The organism is Nonomuraea thailandensis (genome assembly GCF_024172165.1).
GTDB classification, from domain to species: domain Bacteria; phylum Actinomycetota; class Actinomycetes; order Streptosporangiales; family Streptosporangiaceae; genus Nonomuraea; species Nonomuraea thailandensis.
This window is the reverse complement of the sequence record NZ_JAMZEB010000002.1, coordinates 8,236,049-8,256,597: the sequence shown is the minus strand read 5'-3', so window position 1 is coordinate 8,256,597 and position 20,549 is coordinate 8,236,049. Positions and strand designations below refer to the sequence as shown.

24 protein-coding genes are annotated in these 20,549 nt (G+C 68.6%); 18 read left to right on the top strand and 6 right to left on the bottom strand.

Annotation, left to right across the window (positions count from 1 at the left end; all coding sequences use genetic code 11):
• The first annotated feature begins 23 nt into the window (after nt 1-23).
• The 13 genes from glyA to HD597_RS41640 all read left to right on the top strand — a co-directional run bounded on the left by glyA (nt 24) and on the right by HD597_RS41640 (nt 10,942).
• A complete protein-coding gene (glyA, locus tag HD597_RS41700) occupies nt 24-1,289 on the top strand; it encodes a serine hydroxymethyltransferase (RefSeq protein WP_253750434.1) in 1,266 nt (421 codons plus the stop codon).
• A 57-nt stretch (nt 1,290-1,346) separates the two neighbouring features.
• Entirely contained in the window at nt 1,347-2,636 is a 1,290-nt protein-coding gene (locus HD597_RS41695) for a glycosyltransferase family 4 protein (RefSeq protein ID WP_253750431.1), read from the top strand.
• Between the two features lie 130 nt (nt 2,637-2,766).
• The gene (locus tag HD597_RS41690) at nt 2,767-3,189 is read left to right on the top strand and encodes a Cg1360 family ATP-synthase-associated protein (RefSeq protein WP_253750427.1); all 423 of its coding nucleotides are present in this window, start codon (nt 2,767-2,769) and stop codon (nt 3,187-3,189) included.
• Nucleotides 3,190-3,254: 65 nt separating this feature from the next.
• Entirely contained in the window at nt 3,255-3,470 is a 216-nt protein-coding gene (locus HD597_RS41685; RefSeq protein ID WP_253750424.1) for an AtpZ/AtpI family protein, read from the top strand.
• A gap of 67 nt (nt 3,471-3,537) precedes the next feature.
• Nucleotides 3,538-4,332, top strand: coding sequence for a F0F1 ATP synthase subunit A (atpB, locus tag HD597_RS41680; protein ID WP_253750421.1), 795 nt, complete (start codon nt 3,538-3,540; stop codon nt 4,330-4,332).
• Nucleotides 4,333-4,404: 72 nt separating this feature from the next.
• On the top strand, nt 4,405-4,635 hold the full coding sequence (gene atpE, locus HD597_RS41675; protein WP_103955992.1) for an ATP synthase F0 subunit C: 231 nt from the start codon (nt 4,405-4,407) through the stop codon (nt 4,633-4,635).
• 34 nt (nt 4,636-4,669) lie between these two features.
• Nucleotides 4,670-5,224: a F0F1 ATP synthase subunit B gene (locus tag HD597_RS41670; protein ID WP_253750418.1), complete on the top strand. Its 555-nt coding sequence runs from the start codon at nt 4,670-4,672 to the stop codon at nt 5,222-5,224.
• Nucleotides 5,224-6,033, top strand: a complete 810-nt coding sequence (locus HD597_RS41665; RefSeq protein WP_253750415.1) for a F0F1 ATP synthase subunit delta — start codon at nt 5,224-5,226, stop codon at nt 6,031-6,033. The genes HD597_RS41670 and HD597_RS41665 overlap by 1 nt, the downstream gene beginning before the upstream one ends.
• A 23-nt stretch (nt 6,034-6,056) precedes the next feature.
• Entirely contained in the window at nt 6,057-7,706 is a 1,650-nt protein-coding gene (atpA, locus tag HD597_RS41660) for a F0F1 ATP synthase subunit alpha (protein WP_253750412.1), read from the top strand.
• A 3-nt stretch (nt 7,707-7,709) separates the two neighbouring features.
• Entirely contained in the window at nt 7,710-8,612 is a 903-nt protein-coding gene (locus HD597_RS41655) for a F0F1 ATP synthase subunit gamma (protein ID WP_253750409.1), read from the top strand.
• A 1-nt stretch (nt 8,613) separates the two neighbouring features.
• The gene (atpD, locus tag HD597_RS41650; RefSeq protein ID WP_253750407.1) at nt 8,614-10,062 is read left to right on the top strand and encodes a F0F1 ATP synthase subunit beta; all 1,449 of its coding nucleotides are present in this window, start codon (nt 8,614-8,616) and stop codon (nt 10,060-10,062) included.
• Nucleotides 10,063-10,129: 67 nt separating this feature from the next.
• The gene (locus tag HD597_RS41645; RefSeq protein WP_080042501.1) at nt 10,130-10,531 is read left to right on the top strand and encodes a F0F1 ATP synthase subunit epsilon; all 402 of its coding nucleotides are present in this window, start codon (nt 10,130-10,132) and stop codon (nt 10,529-10,531) included.
• A 45-nt stretch (nt 10,532-10,576) separates the two neighbouring features.
• Nucleotides 10,577-10,942 carry a DUF2550 domain-containing protein gene (locus HD597_RS41640; protein WP_253750404.1) on the top strand — a complete coding sequence of 122 codons (366 nt, stop codon included), beginning with the start codon at nt 10,577-10,579 and terminating at the stop codon, nt 10,940-10,942.
• Between the two features lie 13 nt (nt 10,943-10,955).
• Here the strand turns inward: HD597_RS41640 and HD597_RS41635 are convergent, their stop codons facing one another.
• Nucleotides 10,956-11,546, bottom strand: a complete 591-nt coding sequence (locus tag HD597_RS41635) for a cob(I)yrinic acid a,c-diamide adenosyltransferase (RefSeq protein ID WP_253750401.1) — start codon at nt 11,544-11,546, stop codon at nt 10,956-10,958.
• A gap of 127 nt (nt 11,547-11,673) precedes the next feature.
• Between HD597_RS41635 and HD597_RS41630 the strand changes: the two genes are divergently transcribed.
• From HD597_RS41630 to HD597_RS41615, 4 genes are read left to right on the top strand one after another with little or no spacing between them, the layout of a single operon-like run.
• Entirely contained in the window at nt 11,674-12,570 is an 897-nt protein-coding gene (locus HD597_RS41630; protein WP_253750398.1) for an ABC transporter ATP-binding protein, read from the top strand.
• A complete protein-coding gene (locus HD597_RS41625; RefSeq protein WP_253750395.1) occupies nt 12,567-13,676 on the top strand; it encodes an ABC transporter permease in 1,110 nt (369 codons plus the stop codon). The genes HD597_RS41630 and HD597_RS41625 overlap by 4 nt, the downstream gene beginning before the upstream one ends.
• Entirely contained in the window at nt 13,677-14,843 is a 1,167-nt protein-coding gene (locus HD597_RS41620; protein ID WP_253750392.1) for a sensor histidine kinase, read from the top strand.
• A gap of 40 nt (nt 14,844-14,883) precedes the next feature.
• On the top strand, nt 14,884-15,201 hold the full coding sequence (locus HD597_RS41615; protein ID WP_225272131.1) for an STAS domain-containing protein: 318 nt from the start codon (nt 14,884-14,886) through the stop codon (nt 15,199-15,201).
• A gap of 121 nt (nt 15,202-15,322) precedes the next feature.
• Here HD597_RS41615 and HD597_RS41610 read toward each other — a convergent pair whose 3' ends face one another.
• The 5 genes from HD597_RS41610 to nucS all read right to left on the bottom strand — a co-directional run bounded on the left by HD597_RS41610 (nt 15,323) and on the right by nucS (nt 20,142).
• Entirely contained in the window at nt 15,323-15,865 is a 543-nt protein-coding gene (locus tag HD597_RS41610) for a TetR/AcrR family transcriptional regulator (protein WP_253750388.1), read from the bottom strand.
• Nucleotides 15,866-16,009: 144 nt separating this feature from the next.
• Nucleotides 16,010-17,482, bottom strand: coding sequence for an aldehyde dehydrogenase family protein (locus tag HD597_RS41605; RefSeq protein WP_253750385.1), 1,473 nt, complete (start codon nt 17,480-17,482; stop codon nt 16,010-16,012).
• Between the two features lie 38 nt (nt 17,483-17,520).
• Nucleotides 17,521-18,069, bottom strand: a complete 549-nt coding sequence (locus HD597_RS41600; RefSeq protein ID WP_253750382.1) for a GNAT family N-acetyltransferase — start codon at nt 18,067-18,069, stop codon at nt 17,521-17,523.
• Nucleotides 18,070-18,074: 5 nt separating this feature from the next.
• Entirely contained in the window at nt 18,075-19,373 is a 1,299-nt protein-coding gene (locus HD597_RS41595; protein WP_253750379.1) for a carotenoid oxygenase family protein, read from the bottom strand.
• Nucleotides 19,374-19,479: 106 nt separating this feature from the next.
• The gene (gene nucS, locus HD597_RS41590) at nt 19,480-20,142 is read right to left on the bottom strand and encodes an endonuclease NucS (RefSeq protein WP_253750376.1); all 663 of its coding nucleotides are present in this window, start codon (nt 20,140-20,142) and stop codon (nt 19,480-19,482) included.
• A gap of 104 nt (nt 20,143-20,246) precedes the next feature.
• On the opposite strand from nucS, the gene HD597_RS41585 reads away from it, so the two are divergent.
• Nucleotides 20,247-20,537 (top strand): Rv1322 family protein, encoded by a 291-nt coding sequence (locus HD597_RS41585; RefSeq protein WP_080042489.1) that lies wholly within the window; start codon nt 20,247-20,249, stop codon nt 20,535-20,537.
• Nucleotides 20,538-20,549: the final 12 nt, after the last annotated feature.

Sequence of the window (20,549 nt, the reverse complement as noted above, 5' to 3'; positions counted from 1 at the left end):
ACATTGGGGCGTACAGTGAAGAAATGGGTACGGAGCCCTACTACGGTCCGGACTTCGGGATGCTGCAGGACCAGGATCCCGAGATCGCGCAGATCCTGATCGACGAGCTCGACCGGGTGCGCGGCGGGATCCAGCTCATCGCGAGCGAGAACTTCACCTCGCCCGCCGTCATGGCCGCCCTGGGTTCCACCCTCACCAACAAGTACGCCGAGGGCTACCCGGGCAGGCGCTACTACGGCGGCTGCGAGGTGGTGGACCGGGCGGAGCGGCTGGCGGTCGAGCGGGCGCGCGAGCTGTTCGGGGCCGAGCACGCCAACGTCCAGCCCCATTCCGGCGCCTCGGCGAACCTGGCCGCGTACGCCGCCCTGCTGCAGCCCGGCGACACCATGCTGGCCATGGCGCTGCCGCACGGCGGCCATCTCACCCACGGCTCCAAGGTGAACTTCTCGGGAAGATGGTTCGACGTCGTCTCGTACGGGGTGCGTCGCGACACCGAACTCATCGACTACGACGAGGTCCGCGCCCTGGCGCTGCGGCATCAGCCGAAGCTCATCGTGTGCGGCGCCACGGCGTACCCGAGGCTGATCGACTACGCGGTGTTCCGCGGCATCGCGGACGAGGTGGGCGCGTGGCTGATGGCCGACGTGGCGCATCCGATCGGGCTGATGGCGGCCGGCGCGATCCCGTCGGCGGTGCCGTACGCGGACGTCGTGACGTTCACCACGCACAAGGCGCTGCGCGGGCCGCGCGGCGGCGCGATCCTGTGCACGGAGGAGCTGGCAGGAAAGATCGACCGCGCGGTGTTCCCGTTCGTGCAGGGCGGGCCGCTGATGCACGTGGTGGCGGCCAAGGCGGTGGCGTTCGGTGAGGCGATGCGGCCGGAGTTCGCCGGTTACGCCAGGCGGGTGATCGCCAACGCGCGGGCGCTGACGGAGGCGCTGGCGGTGGAGGGGATGCGGGCCGTCTCGGGGGGCACGGACACGCATCTGGCGCTGATCGACCTGCGCGAGGCGGGGGTGTCGGGGGCCGAGGCGGAGCGCAGGTGCGCGGCCGCAGGGATCACGCTGAACCGCAACGTGATCCCGTACGATCCCGAGCCGCCCGCGATCACCTCGGGCATCCGCGTGGGCACGCCGTGCGTGACCACTCAGGGGATGGGGCCCCAGGAGCTGAAAGAAGTCGGCACGCTCGTGACGCGGGCGGTGCGGCATCCGGGCAGCTCGGCGGAGATCAGGGAAAGAGTTGCGGCGCTTCTCGCCATCCACAGGCCATATCTCAGCGAATATTAAGCGGGTCTGTGTCGTTTTCCGGTCACAGCTGGCCGGAGCATCCGGGAAACTAGGTTCGTGCGCGAATACCTCTTCATGGCGCTCATCTCAGCGGCGGTCACGTATCTGCTGGTCCCGCTGGTGCGTCGCTTCGCCATCCGCATCGGCGCCATGCCCGAGGTCCGCGAGCGCGACGTGCACACCACGCCGACGCCCAGGCTGGGCGGTCTGGCGATGTACGGCGGCCTGGTCATCGGTCTGCTGACGGCCAGCCAGCTCACCCACACCGGCGAGGCGCTGGCCGGGTACGACGCCGACGTGGTCACGGGATTGATCGTGGCCGGGGGCCTCATCACGGTGACGGGGTTCCTCGACGACTGGTGGGGCATGGACGCCTTCATCAAGCTCGGCGGGCAGATCGCGGCGGCGGGCGTGCTGGTCTTCTTCAACCTGCGGCTGCTCTACATCCCGCTGCCCAAGGACTGGGGCGGCTCGATGAGCCTCGACTACACGCTCAGCACGGTGATCACCATCCTGGTCGTGGTCGTGACCATCAACGCGGTCAACTTCGTCGACGGGCTCGACGGGCTCGCGGCCGGCATCGTGTGCATCGCGGCCATGGCCACCTGGGCGTACTCCATCTTCCTCGCGCAGAGCATGAGCGCGGGCAACATCACCACGACGGCCGCCATCGCCGCCGTCCTCATCGGCACCTGCCTGGGGTTCCTGCCGCACAACTTCCATCCGGCGAAGATCTTCATGGGTGACACCGGGGCCATGCTGATCGGCCTGGTGCTCGCCTCCTCCATCGTGACGGTGACCCCGCTCGACCCGGCCGCCATCGACGACATGAACAAGGTCGGTGTGCTGGTCCCGCTGATGCTGCCGGCCGCGGTGCTGGTCCTGCCGCTGGTCGACCTGATCACGGCCGTGGTGCGGCGCACCTCGCAGGGCCTCTCGCCGTTCGCGCCGGACCGCGGCCACCTGCACCACCGGCTGCTCGACATCGGCCACTCGCAGCGGCGGTCCGTGCTGATCATGTACGCGTGGGCGTTCCTGTTCGCCTTCGGTGTCGTGCTGATGTCCCGCGAGGGTGTGCCGGTGCTGCTGTTCCCCGTCGTCATCGTGCTGGCGCTGGCCGTGCTCGTGCTGATGGCGGCCCCGCGCTGGCGCGGCAGGGGCGGCGCGCACTCGGCGCCGCGGCGCAAGCAGCCCGACAACGACGACGGCCCGCCCACGGGCCCGATGCCGCCCATTTTGCCGGATACGCAGGTCAGACCTCAGATGCCCCCGACCGATGGTCCGTCACGCGAACGCGCGACGGCCGAAGGGAATCCGGTCATTCCCGTCTTTCCGAGCCGTTCTTGATCGCGAACTAGAAACGGCAGGTAAAAGCGGTCTTCCGTGAGCTTGTGATATCTTTCACGAGCAGGGACTCCAGACTTACCGGTTCTGGAGGTAGCAAACGCTCGCTTGATAACTCGCTGATGGAGCACCGATGCAGGCCAACGACGTGCGCGTACTCAAGAGCGCCGCGATTCCGACCGCACTGGTTGGACTGGTCACCGTGGTCGTGGCTTTCCTCACCGCAGCGGGCAAGGGAGCGCTGGGCGCGGCCATCGGCACCTTGCTGGTCGGGGTTTTCTTCAGCATCAGCGTGGTAGCGGTGTCCTATGCCGCCCGCGTCTCACCGCAGATGATGGCGATCGCCGCGATGCTGAGCTACCTCGTCAAGGTTGTCGCCATCATGATCGTGCTGAGCGTTTTCGGTGACACGACCGCCTGGAACTCCAAGGCTTTCGCCTGGTCGGTCGTGGTCTGCACGCTGGTGTGGACGGCCTTCGAAGTGCGCGCCTTCATCAAGACCAAGATGCTTTACGTCGACCCCGAAGCCAAGGTCCCCGGTAAGGGCGACTCATGAGGCTGGTTCACGGACGGGGTCCGATATGACTAGTCCTCTACTCGCCTGCTATCGTCGGGGCCGCGATGAGCGCACAGGAACGCCGACCGGAAGAAGACGGTCGCGACTTCGCCGATGCCATGTGGTCGATTCCCAGTCATTTGCTCGCGGGGATGGCCATCTACGGTGGCATCGGCTGGTTGCTGGACCGCTGGCTCGACACGTCCGCGTTCTTCCCCATAGGCACCGTCCTGGGGCTGGTGCTTGCCGGCTATCTGGCCTACCGGAAGTTCTCTCGCTAGTCCGACGTAGCGAAAACTTCGCCGAGGAAACCCTTGTGATCCACTACGACGTTGAAGGGAACGCCGCGTGATTACGCTGACGGCCCCAGCCCACGGCGACGAGTTCACCGCGCCGACGCCGAACGAGCTCTTCGACCTGGCTCCGATCATTCCCGGGGTCGAATGGTTCACCAAGCCGGTCCTGCTGGCGGTCCTCAGCGCCATCATCGTGATCGGCTTGACCTGGGCCGCCTTCTCCAAGCCGAAGCTCGTGCCCAGAGGCATGCAGAACGTCGTCGAATACGGCTACATGTTCGTCCGCGACCAGGTCGCCCGGCCCTTCCTGGGCAAGGACGCCGACCGGTTCATGGGCCTGCTGGTGACGCTGTTCTTCCTGGTCCTCGTCTGGAACCTGATGGGTGTCGTCCCGATCGCCCAGTTCCCCGTGGCCTCGCACATCGCCTTCCCGGCGGTGCTCGCGATCTCCATCTACGTGCTGAAGATCTACCTCGGCGTCAAGCACCAGGGCGCCGGCGGCTACTTCAAGAACATGATGTTCCCGCCCGGGCTGCCGAAGCCGATCTACCTGCTGCTGTCGCCGATCGAGTTCCTCTCGAACATGATCATCGCGCCGTTCACGCACGCGGTCCGACTCTTCGCCAACATGTTCGCCGGGCACATGCTGCTCGCGTTCTTCAGCATGGTCGGCTTCTGGTTCCTGTTCGAGAAGCTCACTCCGCTGGGCGCCGGTGTCGGTGTGGTCGGCGTGGTCATGACGATCATCTTCACCGGGTTCGAGATCTTCATCCAGTTCCTGCAGGCGTTCCTCTTCGCGATGCTGGCATCGATGTACATCGGTGGCTCCTTGCACGCAGAACACTGAGAACCACATACCGGAATATCCATGACCGGTGAGACTCCGCTTCACCGGCCGTCCAGTAAAGGAATAACAGTAATGAGCGTTCTCGCTGAGGTCTCCGGCAACGTCACCGCCATCGGTTACGGTCTCGCCGCCATCGGCCCCGGCATCGGCGTCGGCATCATCTTCGGCCAGGGCGTGCAGGCCATCGCCCGTCAGCCGGAGGCTTACGGCCTGATCCGCCAGAACATGCTCCTCGGCTTCGTCCTCACCGAGGCCCTCGCCCTGATCGGTCTGGTCGCGCCGTTCCTCTTCGCGAACCTCTAAAGGCCAGAAGAATCCCTGACGAAAGGCTGCACCAATGAAACTGGCAGCTACGCTCCTCGCGGCGGAGGAGGGTGAGTTCAACCCGCTCCTCCCGCACACGTACGAGCTCGTCGTCGGTATCTTCGCGTTCCTCGTCGTCTTCTTCGTCGTCGGCAGGATGCTCGTCCCGCGTATCCAGAAGACGCTGGCCGAGCGGACCGACGCGATCGAGGGCGGCATCAAGAGGGCGGAGGAGGCTCAGGCGGAGGCTCAGGCCCTGCAGAAGCGCTACTCCGAGCAGCTCGAAGAGGCCCGTCGCGACGCGGCCAGGCTGCGCGAGGAGGCTCGCGAGCAGGCCGCGCAGATCAAGGCAGAGCTTCGTGAGGAGGCGCAGGCCGAGGCCCGCCGCCTCGTCGAGGCCGCGCACGCGCAGATCGAGGCCGACCGCCAGGCGGCCTTCGCCCAGCTCCGCACCGAGATCGGTCGCCTGTCGACCGACCTGGCAGGCCGCATCGTCGGCGAGTCCCTCGAGGACGAGGCCCGCCAGAGCCGGATCGTGGACAGGTTCCTCGACGAGCTGGAGAGCTCCAACGCGCAGGCGGTGCGCTGATGCGCGGTTTGAGCAGGACCTCGCTGGCCGACGTCGAAGAGCGCTTCAACGCGGTCGCCGGTAGTGCCGACCTCGGTGCGCTCTCCGACGAGCTGTTCGCGGTCGCGGATCTGCTCGACCGCGAGCACGGCCTGCGCCGCGCCCTGTCCGACCCGGCCAGACCGGCCGAGCAGAAGGCGGGCGTCCTGCGCTCGCTGCTCGACGGCAAGGTCGGCGCCGCGGCCCTGGCCACCGCCGAGGCCGCGGTCTCGGCGAAGTGGTCGCGGGCCGGCGACCTGGCCGACGTGCTCGAACGGCTCGGCGTCGTCGCCGCCGCGGCGGAGGCGGAGAGCCAGAGCCGGCTCGACGACGTGGAGGACGAGCTCTTCCGCTTCGGCCGCATCGTCGCCGCCAACCCCGCCCTGCGCCGCGCGCTCGCCGACGCGGCCGCTCCCGAGGAGGGCAAGCGCGAGTTGCTGCGCAGCCTGCTCGAGGGCAAGGTCGCCCCGTCCAGCCTGCGCCTCATCACGCAGCTGGTGGTGCACCCGCGTGGGCGTAGCCTGGAAGTCGGCCTGGAAGAGGTCGGTCAGCTCGTGGCCCAGCAGCGCCAGCGCCTCGTGGCGGTGGTGCGCAGCGCGGTCGAGCTGACCGAGGGGCAGAAGCAGCGCCTGGAGGCGTGGCTGCGCACCTCGTACGGCCGTGACGTGCACCTGAACGTCGAGGTGGACAAGCGAGTGCTCGGTGGGTTCTCGGTCCGCATCGGCGACGAGATCATCGACACCACCATTGTGGGACGAATCGAAGAAGTCCGCCGCCGGTTGGCCGGCTAGGCGAAGAGGGAGACAGAGTAGAGATGGCGGAGCTTACGATCCGGCCGGACGAGATCCGGGACGCGCTTGAGCGCTTCGTCCAGGCGTACGAACCGGAAGGCGCCGCGCGCGAGGAGATCGGGACCGTCGTCGACGCCGGCGACGGCATCGCCCATGTCTCCGGCCTTCCCTCGGCGATGGCGAACGAGCTGCTCGAGTTCGAGAACGGTACGCGCGGCCTGGCACTGAACCTCGACACCCGCGAGATCGGTGTCGTCATCCTGGGCGAGTTCAGCGGCATCGAGGAGGGCCAGACGGTCCGCCGGACGGGCGAGGTCCTGTCCGTGCCCGTCGGCGACAACTTCCTCGGCCGCGTGGTCGACCCCCTGGGCAACCCGCTCGACGGCAAGGGCGCCATCGAGGCCGAGGGCGTGCGCGCCCTCGAGCTGCAGGCCCCCACGGTCGTCCAGCGCCAGCCCGTGAAGGAGTCGCTGGCCACGGGCATCAAGGCGATCGACGCCATGACGGCGATCGGCCGTGGCCAGCGCCAGCTCATCATCGGTGACCGCGGCACGGGCAAGACCGCGATCGCCGTCGACACCATCCTCAACCAGCGCGAGAACTGGGCCTCCGGCGACCCCGCCAAGCAGGTCCGCTGCGTCTACGTCGCGGTGGGCCAGAAGGGCTCGACCGTCGCGCAGGTGCGCGCTCGCCTGGAGGAGGCCGGCGCGATGGAGTACACCACCATCGTCGCCGCTCCCGCCTCCGAGGCCGCTGGTTTCAAGTACATCGCCCCCTACGCGGGTTCGGCGATCGGCCAGCACTGGATGTACCAGGGCAAGCACGTCCTGATCGTCTTCGACGACCTGACCAAGCAGGCGGACGCCTACCGCGCCGTCTCGCTGCTGCTGCGCCGTCCGCCGGGTCGTGAGGCCTTCCCCGGCGACGTCTTCTACCTCCACTCCCGGCTGCTGGAGCGCTGCGCCAAGCTCTCCGACGACCTGGGCGGCGGCTCGATGACGGGTCTTCCGGTCATCGAGACCAAGGGCAACGACGTCTCGGCGTTCATCCCGACCAACGTCATCTCCATCACCGACGGGCAGGTCTTCCTCGAGACCGACCTGTTCAACGCCGGTGTGCGCCCGGCCATCAACGTCGGTGTGTCGGTCTCCCGAGTCGGTGGTTCCGCTCAGGCCAAGGCCATGCGCAAGGTCGCGGGCACGCTGCGTCTGTCGCTGTCGCAGTACCGTGACCTCGAAGCCTTCGCCGCCTTCGCCTCCGACCTGGACGCCGCCTCCAAGGCCCAGCTCGAGCGTGGTCAGCGTCTGGTCGAGCTGCTCAAGCAGGCCCAGTACAGCCCGTTCTCGCTGGAGCGCGAGGTCGCCTCGATCTGGGCGGGCACGACGGGTGAGCTCGACGAGGTGCCGATCGAGGACGTGCGCCGCTTCGAGGGCGAGTTCCTCGACTACATCCAGTCGTCGCACAAGGGCATCTTCGACACCATTCGTGAGACCCGTGAGCTGGCCGACGACACGGTGACCGCTCTCAAGGACGCCATCACGGAGTTCAAGAAGGGCTTCACCACCTCCTCGGGTGAGCTGCTGGTCAAGGACGAGCCGGTGGCGCCGCTGGGAGCCGACGAAGTCGGCCAGGAGAAGATCAAGAAGGTCGTCCGTCCGGCGGCGGAGAAGTAGGACATGGGTGCCCAGCTAAGGCTGCTGCGGCGGCGGATCACCTCGGTCAAGTCGACCGCGAAGATCACGCGCGCCCAGGAGCTCATCGCCTCCTCACGGATCGTGAAGGCGCAGCAGCGGATGCAGGAGGCGCTGCCGTACGAGCGCGAGATCACTCGCGCCGTCACGGGCGTCGTCAGCAACGCTGCCAGCGTCGACCATCCGCTGACCGTGGCGAAGGAGAACCCCGCCAAGGCGGGCGTCCTCATCGTCACCAGCGACAGCGGGTTCTGCGGCGGCTTCAACGCCAACGTGCTGCGCGAGGCCGAGGCCCTGCGCGGGCTGCTGGAGGGCCGCGGGATGACCGTGGTGCCGTTCGTGACCGGGCGCAAGGGTGTCACCTGGCACACCTTCCGCAACCGCGACATGGGCGGCAGCTGGGTCGGGTTCTCGCGGAAGCCGGCCTACGCCGACGCCAAGGAGATCGCGAACACGCTGATCGACTCGTTCAAGGACGAGAACGGGATCGACGAGATCCACATCGTCTCGACCGAGTTCGTCTCGATGCTCACGCAGAACGTCGTGGTCAAGCGGGTCCTGCCGCTCGAGGTCGAGGAGACCGAGGCGACGGACTCGACGGTGATCCCGCCGTACTTCGAGTTCGAGCCGACCGCCGGCGACGTGCTGGAGTCGCTGCTGCCGAGGTACGTGGAGTCGCGCATCTTCACCGCGCTGCTCCAGTCGGCGGCCTCCGAGGAGGCCGCGCGGCGGCGCGCGATGAAGTCCGCGACCGACAACGCCAACGAGCTGATGCGGGTGCTCACCCAGCAGATGAACCAGGCTCGCCAGGCCGAGATCACCCAGGAAATCAGCGAGATCGTCGGTGGCGCCAACGCGCTCGCTGACGCCGCAGCGGGGAAAGAGTGAAATGACTGCAGAGGCTGTTGAAACTGTAGAAGCCCCCGCGGCCGGCACTGGCCGCGTGGCACGTGTCACCGGCGCCGTCGTCGACGTGGAGTTCCCCGTCGAGGCGATGCCCGACATCTATAACGCGCTCAAGGTCGAGGTGACCCTCGGCGGCGAGACCAAGACCCTGACGCTCGAGGTCGCCCAGCACCTGGGTGACAACCTCGTCCGCGCCATCTCCATGCAGCCCACCGACGGCCTGGTCCGCGGCCAGGCGGTCACCGACACCGGCGCGCCGATCTCGGTGCCGGTCGGCGACGTCGTCAAGGGCCACGTGTGGAACGCGCTCGGCGAGACGCTCGACGTCCCGACCGCGTCGCTGAAGATCGAGGAGCGGTGGGGCATCCACCGCCCGTCGCCGCCCTTCGACCAGCTCGAGTCCCGTACCGAGCTGCTCGTCACCGGTATCAAGGTCATCGACCTGCTCACCCCGTACGTGCAGGGTGGGAAGATCGGCCTGTTCGGCGGCGCCGGCGTGGGCAAGACGGTTCTCATCCAGGAGATGATCCGCCGAGTCGCCCGTAACTTCGGTGGTACGTCGTGCTTCGCCGGTGTGGGCGAGCGCACCCGTGAGGGCAACGACCTCTGGCTGGAGATGGAGGAGGCGGACGTCCTCAAGGACACCGCGCTCGTCTTCGGCCAGATGGACGAGCCGCCGGGCACGCGTCTGCGCGTGGCCCTGTCGGCCCTGACGATGGCGGAGTACTTCCGCGATGTGCAGAAGCAGGACGTGCTGCTGTTCATCGACAACATCTTCCGCTTCACGCAGGCCGGCTCCGAGGTCTCCACGCTGCTCGGCCGTATGCCGTCCGCCGTGGGTTACCAGCCCACGCTGGCCGACGAGATGGGTGTGCTCCAGGAGCGCATCACCTCGACGCGTGGCCACTCGATCACCTCCATGCAGGCGATCTACGTGCCCGCGGACGACATCACCGACCCGGCCCCGCACAACGCGTTCGCGCACCTCGACGCGCAGACCGTTCTGTCCCGGCCGATCTCGGAGAAGGGCATCTACCCCGCGGTGGACCCGCTCGACTCCTCCTCCCGGATCCTCGACCCGCAGATCGTGGGCGAGGAGCACTACCGGGTGGCCCAGGAGACCAAGCGGATCCTGCAGAAGTACCGCGAGCTCCAGGACATCATCGCGATCCTCGGTATCGACGAGCTCTCCGAGGAGGACAAGGTCACCGTCCAGCGCGCCCGCCGCATCGAGCGATTCCTGTCGCACCCGATGTACGCGGCCGAGGCCTTCACCGGCCAGCCCGGCGAGACCGTGCCGCTCGACGAGACCATCGCCTCCTTCAAGGGCCTGTGCGCCGGCGACTACGACCACCTGCCTGAGCAGGCGTTCTTCATGGTCGGCGGCATCGACCAGGCCATCGCGAAGGCCGAGGAACTCAAGCGTCGCTAATCGCCCCACGGTGGTGGTGCGGCGATGACCGCCGTACCACCACCTGATCGGAAAGGAACCTACACAAGTGGCGAAGCTACGCGTAGGGGTTGTCTCACCCGAGCGTGAGATCTGGTCGGGCGAGGCCGACATGGTGATTGCCAAGACCGTGGACGGCGAGATCGGTATTATGCCGCAACACGCACCTGTGCTCGGTGTCCTCGTCGAGGGCGGAGTGCTGCGCGTGAAGCGGGAGGGGGAGCCGGAGCTGGTGGCGGCGGTGCACGGGGGGTTCATCTCCGTGGCCGACGACGAGGTCTCCGTGCTCGCCGAGGTGGCCGAGCTCGGTTCCGAGGTCGACGTCGCGGCTGCCCGCGACGCTCTCGACCGGGCCCAGGCCTCGATCGAGGCCAACCAGGAAGACGCCGACGCGGCAATCGAGGCCAAGCGTGCCAGGGCTCGGCTGCGCGCGGCGGGCGAAGAGGTTTAATACATATCAAGCGGCGTTCAGGGGGGCGGCATGGTAGCGACGGTTGTGATTCTCGTAGTGCTGCTGGCCGCCCTCATCGTGCTGCGCGGGGTGACGCTCGCCAGATCGCGCGGCAGTGTGCCCTGTCGCCTGCGGGTGGGGGACCGCGGATGGCAGAGCGGGGTAGCCCGGTACGCCGACGGGGAGCTCCATTGGATCCCGCTGCTCGGCGTTCGACTCCGGCCGCGTCACGCAATCGCGAGACGCGGCCTTGTTGTATCCGCCCGGCGGGAGATCGAGGGCGGGCTCTACGCGGTGGACTGCACGGGGAGCACCCGCGGGATCTCGCTGGCGATGAGCGCCGATGCGATGACCGGGTTCCTGGCGTGGCTGGAGTCCGCGCCGCCCAGCGCCTATCTGGACGTCGCGTAGGCGGCCCTCGCGGTCAGCGGGTGCCGCCGGGCTTCCACAGCAGCTCGTTGCCGGCGTGAGCCACGCGGCAGGCGACGAACAGCAGGTCCGACAGCCGGTTGAGGTATCTGGCCGTCAGCGGGTTCATGTCGTCGTGGGCCTCCAGGGCGGCCCAGGCCGTGCGCTCGGCCCTGCGTACCGTGACCCGGGCCACGTGCAGCGCCGCCGTGGCGGGGTCGCCGCCCGGCAGGATGAAGCTGCGTAGCGGCTTGAGGCCGGCGTTGAAGCGGTCGATCTGCTCCTCCAGCCGGTCGATGTACGACTGCTCCACCCGCAGCGGCGGGAACTCCGGATCGGGGACGACAGGCGTGGCCAGATCGGCCCCGACGTCGAAGAGTTCGTTCTGCACCCGGACCAGGCACTGGGCCAGGTCGTCGGGGAACGTGCCGTGGGACAGCGCCAGACCCAGGTGGGCGTTGGCCTCCTCCACGTCGGCGTAGGCCGCCAGCCGGGAGTCGGTCTTGGCGGTGCGGCTCATGTCGACCAGCGCTGTCGTGCCGTCGTCGCCACCCCGGGTGTAGATATGTGAGAGAACGACAGGCTTGTCCTTGTCGGCGCGCGTCATGGTTTCAGCGTAGTGACAAATGTCATCCGAATCCTCCGCGGGATCCACATCGGGTCGGTGATTTCCACGACTACCTGGGCGAACCCGGACGAAGCCACTATTGACCCATGACGAAGGAGATGACCTGATGCTCGAGATCAGCGAGCTGCGCAAGCGTTTCGCGGGCGGCCCCGACGCCCCAGGGGGCAAGGTCGCCCTCGACGGGATCAGCTTCACGGTGCGGCCGGGTGAGATGTTCGGTTTCGTCGGTGCGAACGGCGCGGGCAAGACCACGACGATGCGCATCGTGATGGGCGTGCTCCAGGCGGACTCCGGCTCGGTGAGCTGGCAGGGCAGGCCCCTCGGCTACGACGACCGGCAGCGGTTCGGGTACATGCCCGAGGAGCGCGGCCTGTACCAGAAGATGCGGGTCGCCGATCAGATCGAGTATTTCGGCCGCCTGCACGGGCTGAGCGCGGCGGCGGCCAAGCGGGCCACCGACGACCTGCTGCAGCGGCTCGGGCTGACCGAGCGCAGGGGCGACATGGTGCAGGCGCTCTCGCTGGGCAACCAGCAGCGCGTGCAGCTCGCCGTGGCACTGGTGCACGACCCCGAGGTGCTGATCCTGGACGAGCCGTTCTCGGGCCTGGACCCGATCGCGGTGGACGCGCTGGCCACGGCGCTGCAGGAGCGGTGCAGGGGCGGCGTGCCGGTGATCTTCTCCAGCCACCAGCTCGAGCTCGTCGAGCGGCTGTGCGACTCCGTGGGCATCGTCTCCGCGGGCCGGATGGTGGCCTCCGGCACGGTGGCCGACCTGCGGGCCGCCGAGAGCGACACGCTGCGCGTGGTCGTCCGTGAGCCGGCCCCCGGCTGGGCCGACGGCCTGCCCGGCACGGTGACCGTACAGGGCGACAGGCAGATCCTGCTGACGACAGAAGGCGACGACCAGGAGATCCTGCGCCGCGCCATGAAGGCCGGCCACGTCGAGCACTTCGGCGTCCAGCAGCCTTCCCTCACCGAGATCTTCAAGGAGGCCGTGGCATGAACGGATTGTTGCTGGTCGCCCGGCGCGAGGTCAGCACGCAGGTCAGGACCAGGGCGTTCGTGATCGGCCTGCTGGTCACGGCGCTGCTGGTGGCGGCGGTGTCCTTCCTGCCCAGGATCATGGGCGGGGGCGACTCCTACACCCTCGGCCTGGTCAACTCCCAGCAGCTCCCGCTGCACACCGCCGCTCCCGACATCGAGTTCGAGTGGCGCAAGTTCGCCGACGAGGCGGCGGCCAAGCAGGCCGTGCTCGACGGCGACCTGGACGCGGCGCTGGTCGACGACGCCAGGGTGCTCACCGACGGGGAGATCGAGACCGAGCTCGGGGTGCTGCTGCAGAGCGTGAACCGGGAGTTCAAGCTGGGTGCCGCGGGCGTGGCCATCCCGCCGCTGGAGATGCAGTCCGTGGGCGCCGACACCCGGTACGAGGCCGCGCGCCAGGGCATCGCCACCGTGCTCGTGCTGCTGCTGTTCATGCTGCTCATGGGGCAGATCGTGATGGTGGCCATGGGCGTGGTCGAGGAGAAGGGCAGCCGGATCGTGGAGATCCTGCTCGCCTCGGTGCGGCCGTGGCAGCTCCTCGGCGGCAAGATCCTCGGGCTGGGCGTGCTCGGCCTGATCAACCTGGTCACGATCCTGGTGATCGGCCTGGCCGCCTCGTCGGTCTCCGGCCTGGCCGCCGACTTCCCGCCGGGCATGGTGGGGCTGGTGGTCGCGGTGCTGCTGTGGTTCGTGCTCGGGTACGCCTTCTTCGCCACGCTGTCGGCGGCGTTCGCCTCGCTGGTCTCCCGCCAGGAGGAGGTGAACAGCGTGCTGACCCCGCTCACCATGATGATCATGGCGACCTACTTCGTGTCGTTCTACGTCACCAACGAGCCCACGAGCACGCTGGCCACGGTGCTGTCGTACGTGCCGCCGTTCTCCTCGATGGTCATGCCGGTGCGGATGGCCGCGACCGAGGTGCCGATGTGGCAGGTGGGCGCCTCGATGGTGGCGATGTTGCTGGCCGTGCTGGTGGTGCTGAAGCTCGGCGCCACGGTGTACGAGCGGGCCGTCCTGCGGACGGGTGCGAGGCTGAAATTCGGCGAAGTGCTGCGCAGCCGGTAGATGAATGAGATCGAACGGGCACGGCGCTACACCTGGCACGTCCTGGTCTCGGGCATCGCCGCCACGTGGGTGGTCATCGCCATCAGCATCGGCGTCCGGCTCGAGGAGGGGCTGCTCGACTGGTGGCGCATCGGGCCGGCGCTGATCGCCGCGATCGGTTTCACCTCTCTGTGCCCGCGCATCATCCGTGCGGTCCTGGACCGCCGCTACCCCACCAGTCTGGTGGTGGTGGCGGCGGTCCTCGCGTTGGCGGCCGCCGTCCTGGGCGGGCCGGATCCCGCCGCGTGGGGCTTCGTCATCGTGGCCTGGCTGTCCATCGCCACCCTGCACATCACCCGCCGTGCCTCGCTGATGGTCGCGCTGGGCACGTGGCTGGCCTGCGTGGGGGCCTCGGCCGCGACCTGGCAGGACAACCTGTTCGCCCGCGGGCTGGAGCTGACGTTCCAGGAGGCGCTCTTCGTCAACACGCTGATCTACGGGGTCTTCTGCGTCGTGGTGCCACCGTCCAACCGGCTCTGGGTGTGGATCTGGATGCTGGCGGAGGAGGCCCACAAGGGCCGTGCGGCGCACACGAAGCTGGCCCTGGCCGAGGAGCGGCTGCGCTTCGCCAGGGACCTGCACGACCTCGTGGGGCACCAGCTCTCGGCCATCGCGGTCAAGACGGAGCTGGCCGTGCGGCTGTCGGACGTGGACGGGGACGCAGCCAAGGCCGAGATGGCCGAGGTGAACACGCTGACCAGGAAGGCGCTCAAGGAGCTGCGGCAGGCCGTGCGCGGCTACCGCGAGCTTGACTTGGCCGCTGAGGTGAATAGCGTGAAAGGTGTGCTCGAAGCGGCGGGGGTCCGCTGCGAGGTGCGCCTGCCCTACCGCGACCTGCCGCCCGGCGTCGCGCCGGTGTTCGCCTACGCGGTGCGCGAGGCGGTGACGAACGTGCTCAAGCACAGCACGGCGACGTTCTGCGAGATCACCATCCGCTTCACCGAGCAGGAGGCGGAGCTGGGCGTGCGCAACGACGGGGTGGCCCGCCGGCAGGCGGTGGATCTGGGGAGCGGCCTGGCGGGCATGGGCGAGCGGCTGGCCGCCGTGGGCGGCAAGCTGGCGGCGCATCCCACGGGCGACGGACAGTTCCTGCTCACCGCGGTCGTGTCATTGCCGCTGACGGGGTAGGGGAGTACTACGCACGTGCGTACGTGACTGAGGAGGTGGCATGCGCGTCCGGGGCAATCCGGGTGCCCAGGTGGTGCGGATCGGGGCCCGGCTCGACGCCGGCACGTCGGCCGGAGTGCGCGAGCGCCTGCACAAGGCGCTCGACTCCGGTGAGGGCGATCTGATCCTGGATCTCTCCAAGCTGGAGATGATCGACGCCACCGGCCTCGGCGTGCTCGTGGGCGCGCACAGGCGCGCGCTGAGCGTCGAGCGCCGACTCGTTCTTCGGGGGGTGCCACCGAGGATCATGCGGATACTCGCGGTGACCCGGCTGAATCGGGTGCTGCACGTGGAGGCTCCGGCAGCCGCGGTGGCCTGAGGTGCCATATCGGAGCGGGTGACGATCAGCCGTTACCCGCTCTTTCCATACTTAGACAAAATGTAGATTTCGGTTGGCCGAGTCCGCTAAACATCCGCTGAATGACAGGTGGATAACGCGTTCACCCGGTGCCGAGGCTGCGATTGAAGATGTGCACGGCCACCGCGACGAGTTCGTCGATGTCCGGCTGGTCCTCGGCCAGCAGCCATTCGATGAGCAACTCTTGTAACGCCCCAATTACTCCGAGTGCCACCAGGCGGCGATTCAGCCCGGTGCCGAGGGGGAAATCGGCGGACGCCTCCTCGACCAGCCGCGCGAACGCGGCCACCGCGCGCTGACGGGAGAGTGTCAGGACGTCTCCCGACCTGCGCACCTCGACGTGCATGATCCGGGCCCGCCGCCAGTCGGCCGTAGTGAACTCGATATAGGCGCGAATCCCGGCCTTGACTCTCCCGTCAAGCGTGTTCGGCGCCTCCTCCAGTGCCTTGGCGACGACCGACAGGCTTTCCTCCACGCAGCGCTCGTGCAGCGCCTGGAGGAGCTCCTCGCGCCCGCCGAAACATTCGTAGAAGGCGCGGTTGGAGATCCTGGCCTCCGAGCACAGCCTTTCGATGGTCGTCGCCGTGAATCCCGGCTTCGCGTATAGCGTGTACGCGGCCGTCATCAGCCGCTCGCGTCTGTCTGCCAGCCTTTGCTCAGCCGACATTCCCCGGTAAGACCGGTTCACATTCCACCCGTCCAACATGATCGTGGCCCCCAGAGCACACAATTATGGACGGATGATCCGCTTAGGAAAAGGGTAAGAAGATTATCTTTTACGTCGGCCGTGCAAGAACGTGACGAGTCTGACCAGTCGCTCAAGCTCCGCGGGCCCCCGATTGAACGATGTCAGGTTCATCCCGGGCATCGCGAAGCGCTGTCTGGCGATCGCCTTCGGCCGCGCGAACTCGCGCAGGCCGTCGGCTCCGTGGATCCTGCCGAACCCCGAGTCGCCGATTCCGCCGAAGGGCAGCGAGGGCACTCCGGCGAAGGAGATGACGGAGTTGATCGCGGTCATCCCGCTGCGCATGAGCCGCGCCAGCTCCGTCGCGCGGCGGGCGTTCCGGCTGAAGATGGTGCCGCCCAGCCCGTACGTCGAGGCGTTGGCCAGCGACAACGCCTCCTGCGCGTCGCGCGTGCGGCGCACCGTGATGGTGGGGCCGAACGTCTCCTCGCGTACGGCGGGGGAGTCCTCCGGCACGTCCTCGACGATCACCGGATCCACGAACGGCGCCCGCACCGAGTCGGGCCCGCCCGTGATCACCTTGCCCGCCTTCGTGGCGTCGTCGATGTGCCGCTTGATGATCTCCACCTGGCCCGGCATGGTGATCGGCCCGTACTGCTCGCCGGCCTTCACCTTCGTCACCCGCTCGGACAGCTCGCGCATGAAACTTTCATAGACGGCGTCCACGACGTAGACGCGCTCGACGCCGACACAGGTCTGGCCGGCGTTGGCCATCGCGCCCCACAGGCAGGCGTCGGCGGCGGCCCCCAGATCGGCGTCGGCGTCGACGATGAACGCGTCCTTGCCGCCGCACTCGGCCACGATCGGCGTGAGGTTCTCGGCGCAGGCGGCCATGACCCGCTTGGCCGTGGCGGTGGAGCCGGTGAAGGCGACCTTCTTCACCCGGGGGTCGGCCGCCAGCGCCGCGCCGGTCTCGCCCAGCCCCGTCACGGTCTGGAAGACGGGGTGCTCGGGCACCGACTCCGCGAAGAGCTCGGCCAGCCGGACGCCGACGCCCGGGGTCAGCTCGCTGGGCTTGAAGACGATCGCGTTGCCGGCCGCCAGCGCGTACGCGATGGAGCCCATGGGGGTGAAGACCGGATAGTTCCACGGGCCGATGACGGCGACGACGCCGAGGGGGAGGTATTCGAGGGTGGCGGCCAGGTTGAGGCCGATCATGCCGGTGGCCACCCGGCGGCGGCCGAGCACCTTCTGGGCGTTGCGCGCGGCCCAGTCGAGGTGCGTGAGCGTGAGGACGAGCTCCAGCGTGGCGTCACCCACCGGCTTGCCCGTCTCCTGGTGGATCAGCTCGGCCAGCTCCCTGAGGTGCTGGGTGAGGACCGCCTTGTAGTCGAGCAGCCGCCGCCGGCGCTCGGCCGGGCCGAGCGCGGCCCACCACGCGGCGGCCTCCTCGGCCCGGCCCACCGCCTGGTGGACGGCGTCGGGAGTCTGTTTGGGGTGACTGCCGACGATCTCGCCGGTCGCCGGATTGAGTGAGTCGAACGTCAGCGTCGTCATGGCGTCACGATAATCCGGTAAGGCGTCACTTACCAGAATCAGGGGGCAGGTCGCCACATTCCCCATACGGGCGGGCCGTCGGGCAGCGTGAAGCGCTCGGTGACCTGGAAGCCGTACCTCTCGTAGAACGGCACGTTCGACTCCTTGCTGCTCTCCAGGTATACCGGCCCGTCGCAGCGGGCCAGCCCCTCACGCATGAGGGCGCTGCCCACGCCCGTGCCCTGCAGCTCCGGCACCGTGCCGACCTGGGCCAGGTACCAGTGCGGCTGCTCGGGCCGGTGCCTGGCCATCGTCTCGTCGAGCGTGATCCCGTACGAGACCCGGTCACCCATCGCGGCGATCAGCCCCGGGACGGCGCTGTCCTCGTCGGGGCGGTGACCGGGCGGGTCCCAGACCGCGACGCCGGCGAGGTCGCCGGCCACGTCGGTGACGGCGTGGATGTGCCGGGCGAGCGCGACGAACATGGCCGCGGTGCCCTTCTCCTCGGGCAGCAGCCACCGGATCACCGGGTCGTCGTGGAACGCCCTGGCCAGCGCGTCGCCGATCGCCTCCGCCTCGTGCTCCCATCGAGCGGCTCTGATCTGCATCGTCCTCACTCCTCTCCCAGCCAGGACCCGTGGAAGCCGGCGGGCACGCGGCGCGGCAGCCGCACCGAGGCCACGTCGGACAGGTCGCGGGCGTCCAGCACCAGCAACCGCGAGGAGTCGCCCGCGGTGACCACGGACAGAAGCCAGCCCTCGTCCTCTGCGGACGCCCCCTCGGCGGGCACGAACACCGCCTCGCCCGTGTCGCCCCCGGTCTTCCTGACCTGCGAGCTTCCGTCGCGCTGGTCGTACTTGACCAGGCTGTCCTCGCCGACCGTGTAGAGGTAGCGGCTCTGCCGCCCGAGCAGGTCCTCGTTGAACGTCGGGAACTCCACGTTGCGGTCGTCCAGCGGCTCCTCCTTGGCCACGCCCGTCGCCGGGTCGAGCGTCCACCGGTGCAGCACGGCCGCTCCCGAGGCGGCGGCCGACGCCGCGGGGTCGGCCTCGCTGCCGATCTCATCCCACAACGGCGTGAAGCGGTCGCGGGTGTAGCGGGCCGCGTTGAGGACGATGCGCCCGTGAGCGTCCTCCCAGGCGTTCCCGACGTGGAAGACGTAGCAGGGGTCCACCTCGAACCAGCGCGTCGGCCCGCCCGCCCTGGGCGTCACGCCGATCCTGGCGCCGTAGTCGTCCTCCCACGCGTACGGCATGCCGCCGCGTTCCAGGCGGAAGACCACCGGCAGGTCGAGCCAGACGAGGTGGTGCTCGGTGACGGCGAAGTCGTGCATCATCGTCGGGCCCGGCACCTCGATCTGCCTGCTCTCCACCAGCTCGCCGCCCGCCGACAGCCGGTGGTAGGTGAGATACGGCGGGAAGAAGCCGTAGCCGAAGAAGTGCAGCTCTCCGGTGAGCGGGTCCTGCTTGGGGTGGGCGGTCATCGCCGTGGTGAGCCGCCCGCCGAAGTCCACCGGGCCGACGGTGTCCAGCTCGGGTGTCACCTCGTACGGGAAGCCGCTCTCGACCAGGGCCAGGATGCGGCCGGAGTGCCGGACGACGTGGGTGTTGGCGGAGACGGCCGCCAGGTCGACGCCGTTCTCGCCGACGAACGGGGCGTTCTCGGTGAACAGCTTCGTGCGCACCCACCGGTTGCGGTACCACTCGGCGCGGCCGTCGCGCAGCCGCACGCCGTGCAGCATGCCGTGGCCGGCGAACCAGTGGCCCGGGTCCTCGCCGGGGCGAGGGTTGGGGCCGTTGCGGAAGTAGCGGCCGGTCAGCTCCTCCGGCAGCGCGCCGTCGACGGTCAGGCCGTGGGCGTCGATCTCGTCGGGGACGGGTGCGAGGGTGCCGCTGAGGTACTTGGGGGTCATTGATCCTCCAACGTTGATAGGTCGAAGGTAAAACGTCCAGCCATGACCTGTCAACATTGGAACGTCTTGGCAGGGGTAGGGCCGTCCCGCCCTGGCGGGGGGACGGCTAGAAGAGCGTCGGGTTCTCCGGCTCGATGCCGCGCAGGGCGTCGTAGTCGAGAGTCACGCAGTCGATGCCCCGGTCGGTGGCCAGCACGCGGGCCTGGGGCTTGATCTCCTGAGCCGCGAAGACGCCGCGTACGGGCGAGAGCAGCGGGTCGCGATTGAGCAGCTCCAGGTAACGCGTGAGCTGCTCGACGCCGTCGATCTCACCGCGCCGCTTGATCTCCACCGCCACCGCCGCCCCCGTGGCGTCCCTGCACAGGATGTCCACGGGCCCGATCGCCGTCATGTACTCGCGCCGCACCAGCGAATATCCCTCGCCCAGCGTCGTGATGTGCTCGGCGAGCAACTCCTGGAGGTGCGCCTCCACGCCGTCCTTGATCAGCCCCGGGTCCACCCCGAGCTCGTGGCTGGAGTCGTGGAGGATCTCCGCCATGGTCAGGACCAGCTTCTCGCCGGTCTTGCCGTGGGTGACCGTCCAGGTCTCGCCGTCCTCCTTGAGCTTGCACGGCGGATTCATCCAGTTGAGCGGCTTGAAGGCGCGGTCGTCAGCGTGGATGCTCACGCTGCCGTCCGCCTTGATGAGGACGAGCCTCGGCGCCATCGGCAGATGTGCCGTGAGCCGTCCGATGTAATCCACGCTGCATCGCGCGATGACCAGCCGCATGACCGTCCACCTTAGTGCCTCTGGAAAACTGGACGCATGGCGTTCGAACGGGTGGGTGTGGTCGGTCCTGGCACGAGGGGCGCCGTGGGCGGGTTCCCCCGCCGATGAGCCCCCGCCGTGCCCGCCGCAGGGAGTCCTCCCGCCCCTTCGGCTTCCCGACCGGCCTGGACAAAGTGGAGGAATGGCCCGACGGGGAGTGGAAGGTGCGCATGCTCACCGGCGCCTCCTCGACCAAGAACTACCGGTGCCCCGGCTGCGACCAGGAGATCCGCAGCGGCCAGCCGCACCTCGTGGCCTGGCCCAACTGGCCGGGCGGCGACGAGGAGCGCCGCCACTGGCACCAGACCTGCTGGCGTAAGAGACTCGACCGCGGCCCCGGCCGCACCCGTTACTGAAGGGACCTATCG

Coding starts and splice junctions, on each gene's coding strand:
- glyA (WP_253750434.1), top strand. CDS start 24: ATGGGTACGGAGCCCTACTACGGTCCGGACTTCGGGATGCTGCAGGAC.
- HD597_RS41690 (WP_253750427.1), top strand. CDS start 2,767: ATGCAGGCCAACGACGTGCGCGTACTCAAGAGCGCCGCGATTCCGACC.
- HD597_RS41685 (WP_253750424.1), top strand. CDS start 3,255: ATGAGCGCACAGGAACGCCGACCGGAAGAAGACGGTCGCGACTTCGCC.
- atpE (WP_103955992.1), top strand. CDS start 4,405: ATGAGCGTTCTCGCTGAGGTCTCCGGCAACGTCACCGCCATCGGTTAC.
- HD597_RS41670 (WP_253750418.1), top strand. CDS start 4,670: ATGAAACTGGCAGCTACGCTCCTCGCGGCGGAGGAGGGTGAGTTCAAC.
- HD597_RS41665 (WP_253750415.1), top strand. CDS start 5,224: ATGCGCGGTTTGAGCAGGACCTCGCTGGCCGACGTCGAAGAGCGCTTC.
- atpA (WP_253750412.1), top strand. CDS start 6,057: ATGGCGGAGCTTACGATCCGGCCGGACGAGATCCGGGACGCGCTTGAG.
- HD597_RS41655 (WP_253750409.1), top strand. CDS start 7,710: ATGGGTGCCCAGCTAAGGCTGCTGCGGCGGCGGATCACCTCGGTCAAG.
- atpD (WP_253750407.1), top strand. CDS start 8,614: ATGACTGCAGAGGCTGTTGAAACTGTAGAAGCCCCCGCGGCCGGCACT.
- HD597_RS41635 (WP_253750401.1), bottom strand. CDS start 11,546: ATGACGCGCGCCGACAAGGACAAGCCTGTCGTTCTCTCACATATCTAC.
- HD597_RS41630 (WP_253750398.1), top strand. CDS start 11,674: ATGCTCGAGATCAGCGAGCTGCGCAAGCGTTTCGCGGGCGGCCCCGAC.
- HD597_RS41625 (WP_253750395.1), top strand. CDS start 12,567: ATGAACGGATTGTTGCTGGTCGCCCGGCGCGAGGTCAGCACGCAGGTC.
- HD597_RS41620 (WP_253750392.1), top strand. CDS start 13,677: ATGAATGAGATCGAACGGGCACGGCGCTACACCTGGCACGTCCTGGTC.
- HD597_RS41615 (WP_225272131.1), top strand. CDS start 14,884: ATGCGCGTCCGGGGCAATCCGGGTGCCCAGGTGGTGCGGATCGGGGCC.
- HD597_RS41610 (WP_253750388.1), bottom strand. CDS start 15,865: ATGACGGCCGCGTACACGCTATACGCGAAGCCGGGATTCACGGCGACG.
- HD597_RS41605 (WP_253750385.1), bottom strand. CDS start 17,482: ATGACGACGCTGACGTTCGACTCACTCAATCCGGCGACCGGCGAGATC.
- HD597_RS41600 (WP_253750382.1), bottom strand. CDS start 18,069: ATGCAGATCAGAGCCGCTCGATGGGAGCACGAGGCGGAGGCGATCGGC.
- HD597_RS41595 (WP_253750379.1), bottom strand. CDS start 19,373: ATGACCCCCAAGTACCTCAGCGGCACCCTCGCACCCGTCCCCGACGAG.
- nucS (WP_253750376.1), bottom strand. CDS start 20,142: ATGCGGCTGGTCATCGCGCGATGCAGCGTGGATTACATCGGACGGCTC.
- HD597_RS41585 (WP_080042489.1), top strand. CDS start 20,247: ATGAGCCCCCGCCGTGCCCGCCGCAGGGAGTCCTCCCGCCCCTTCGGC.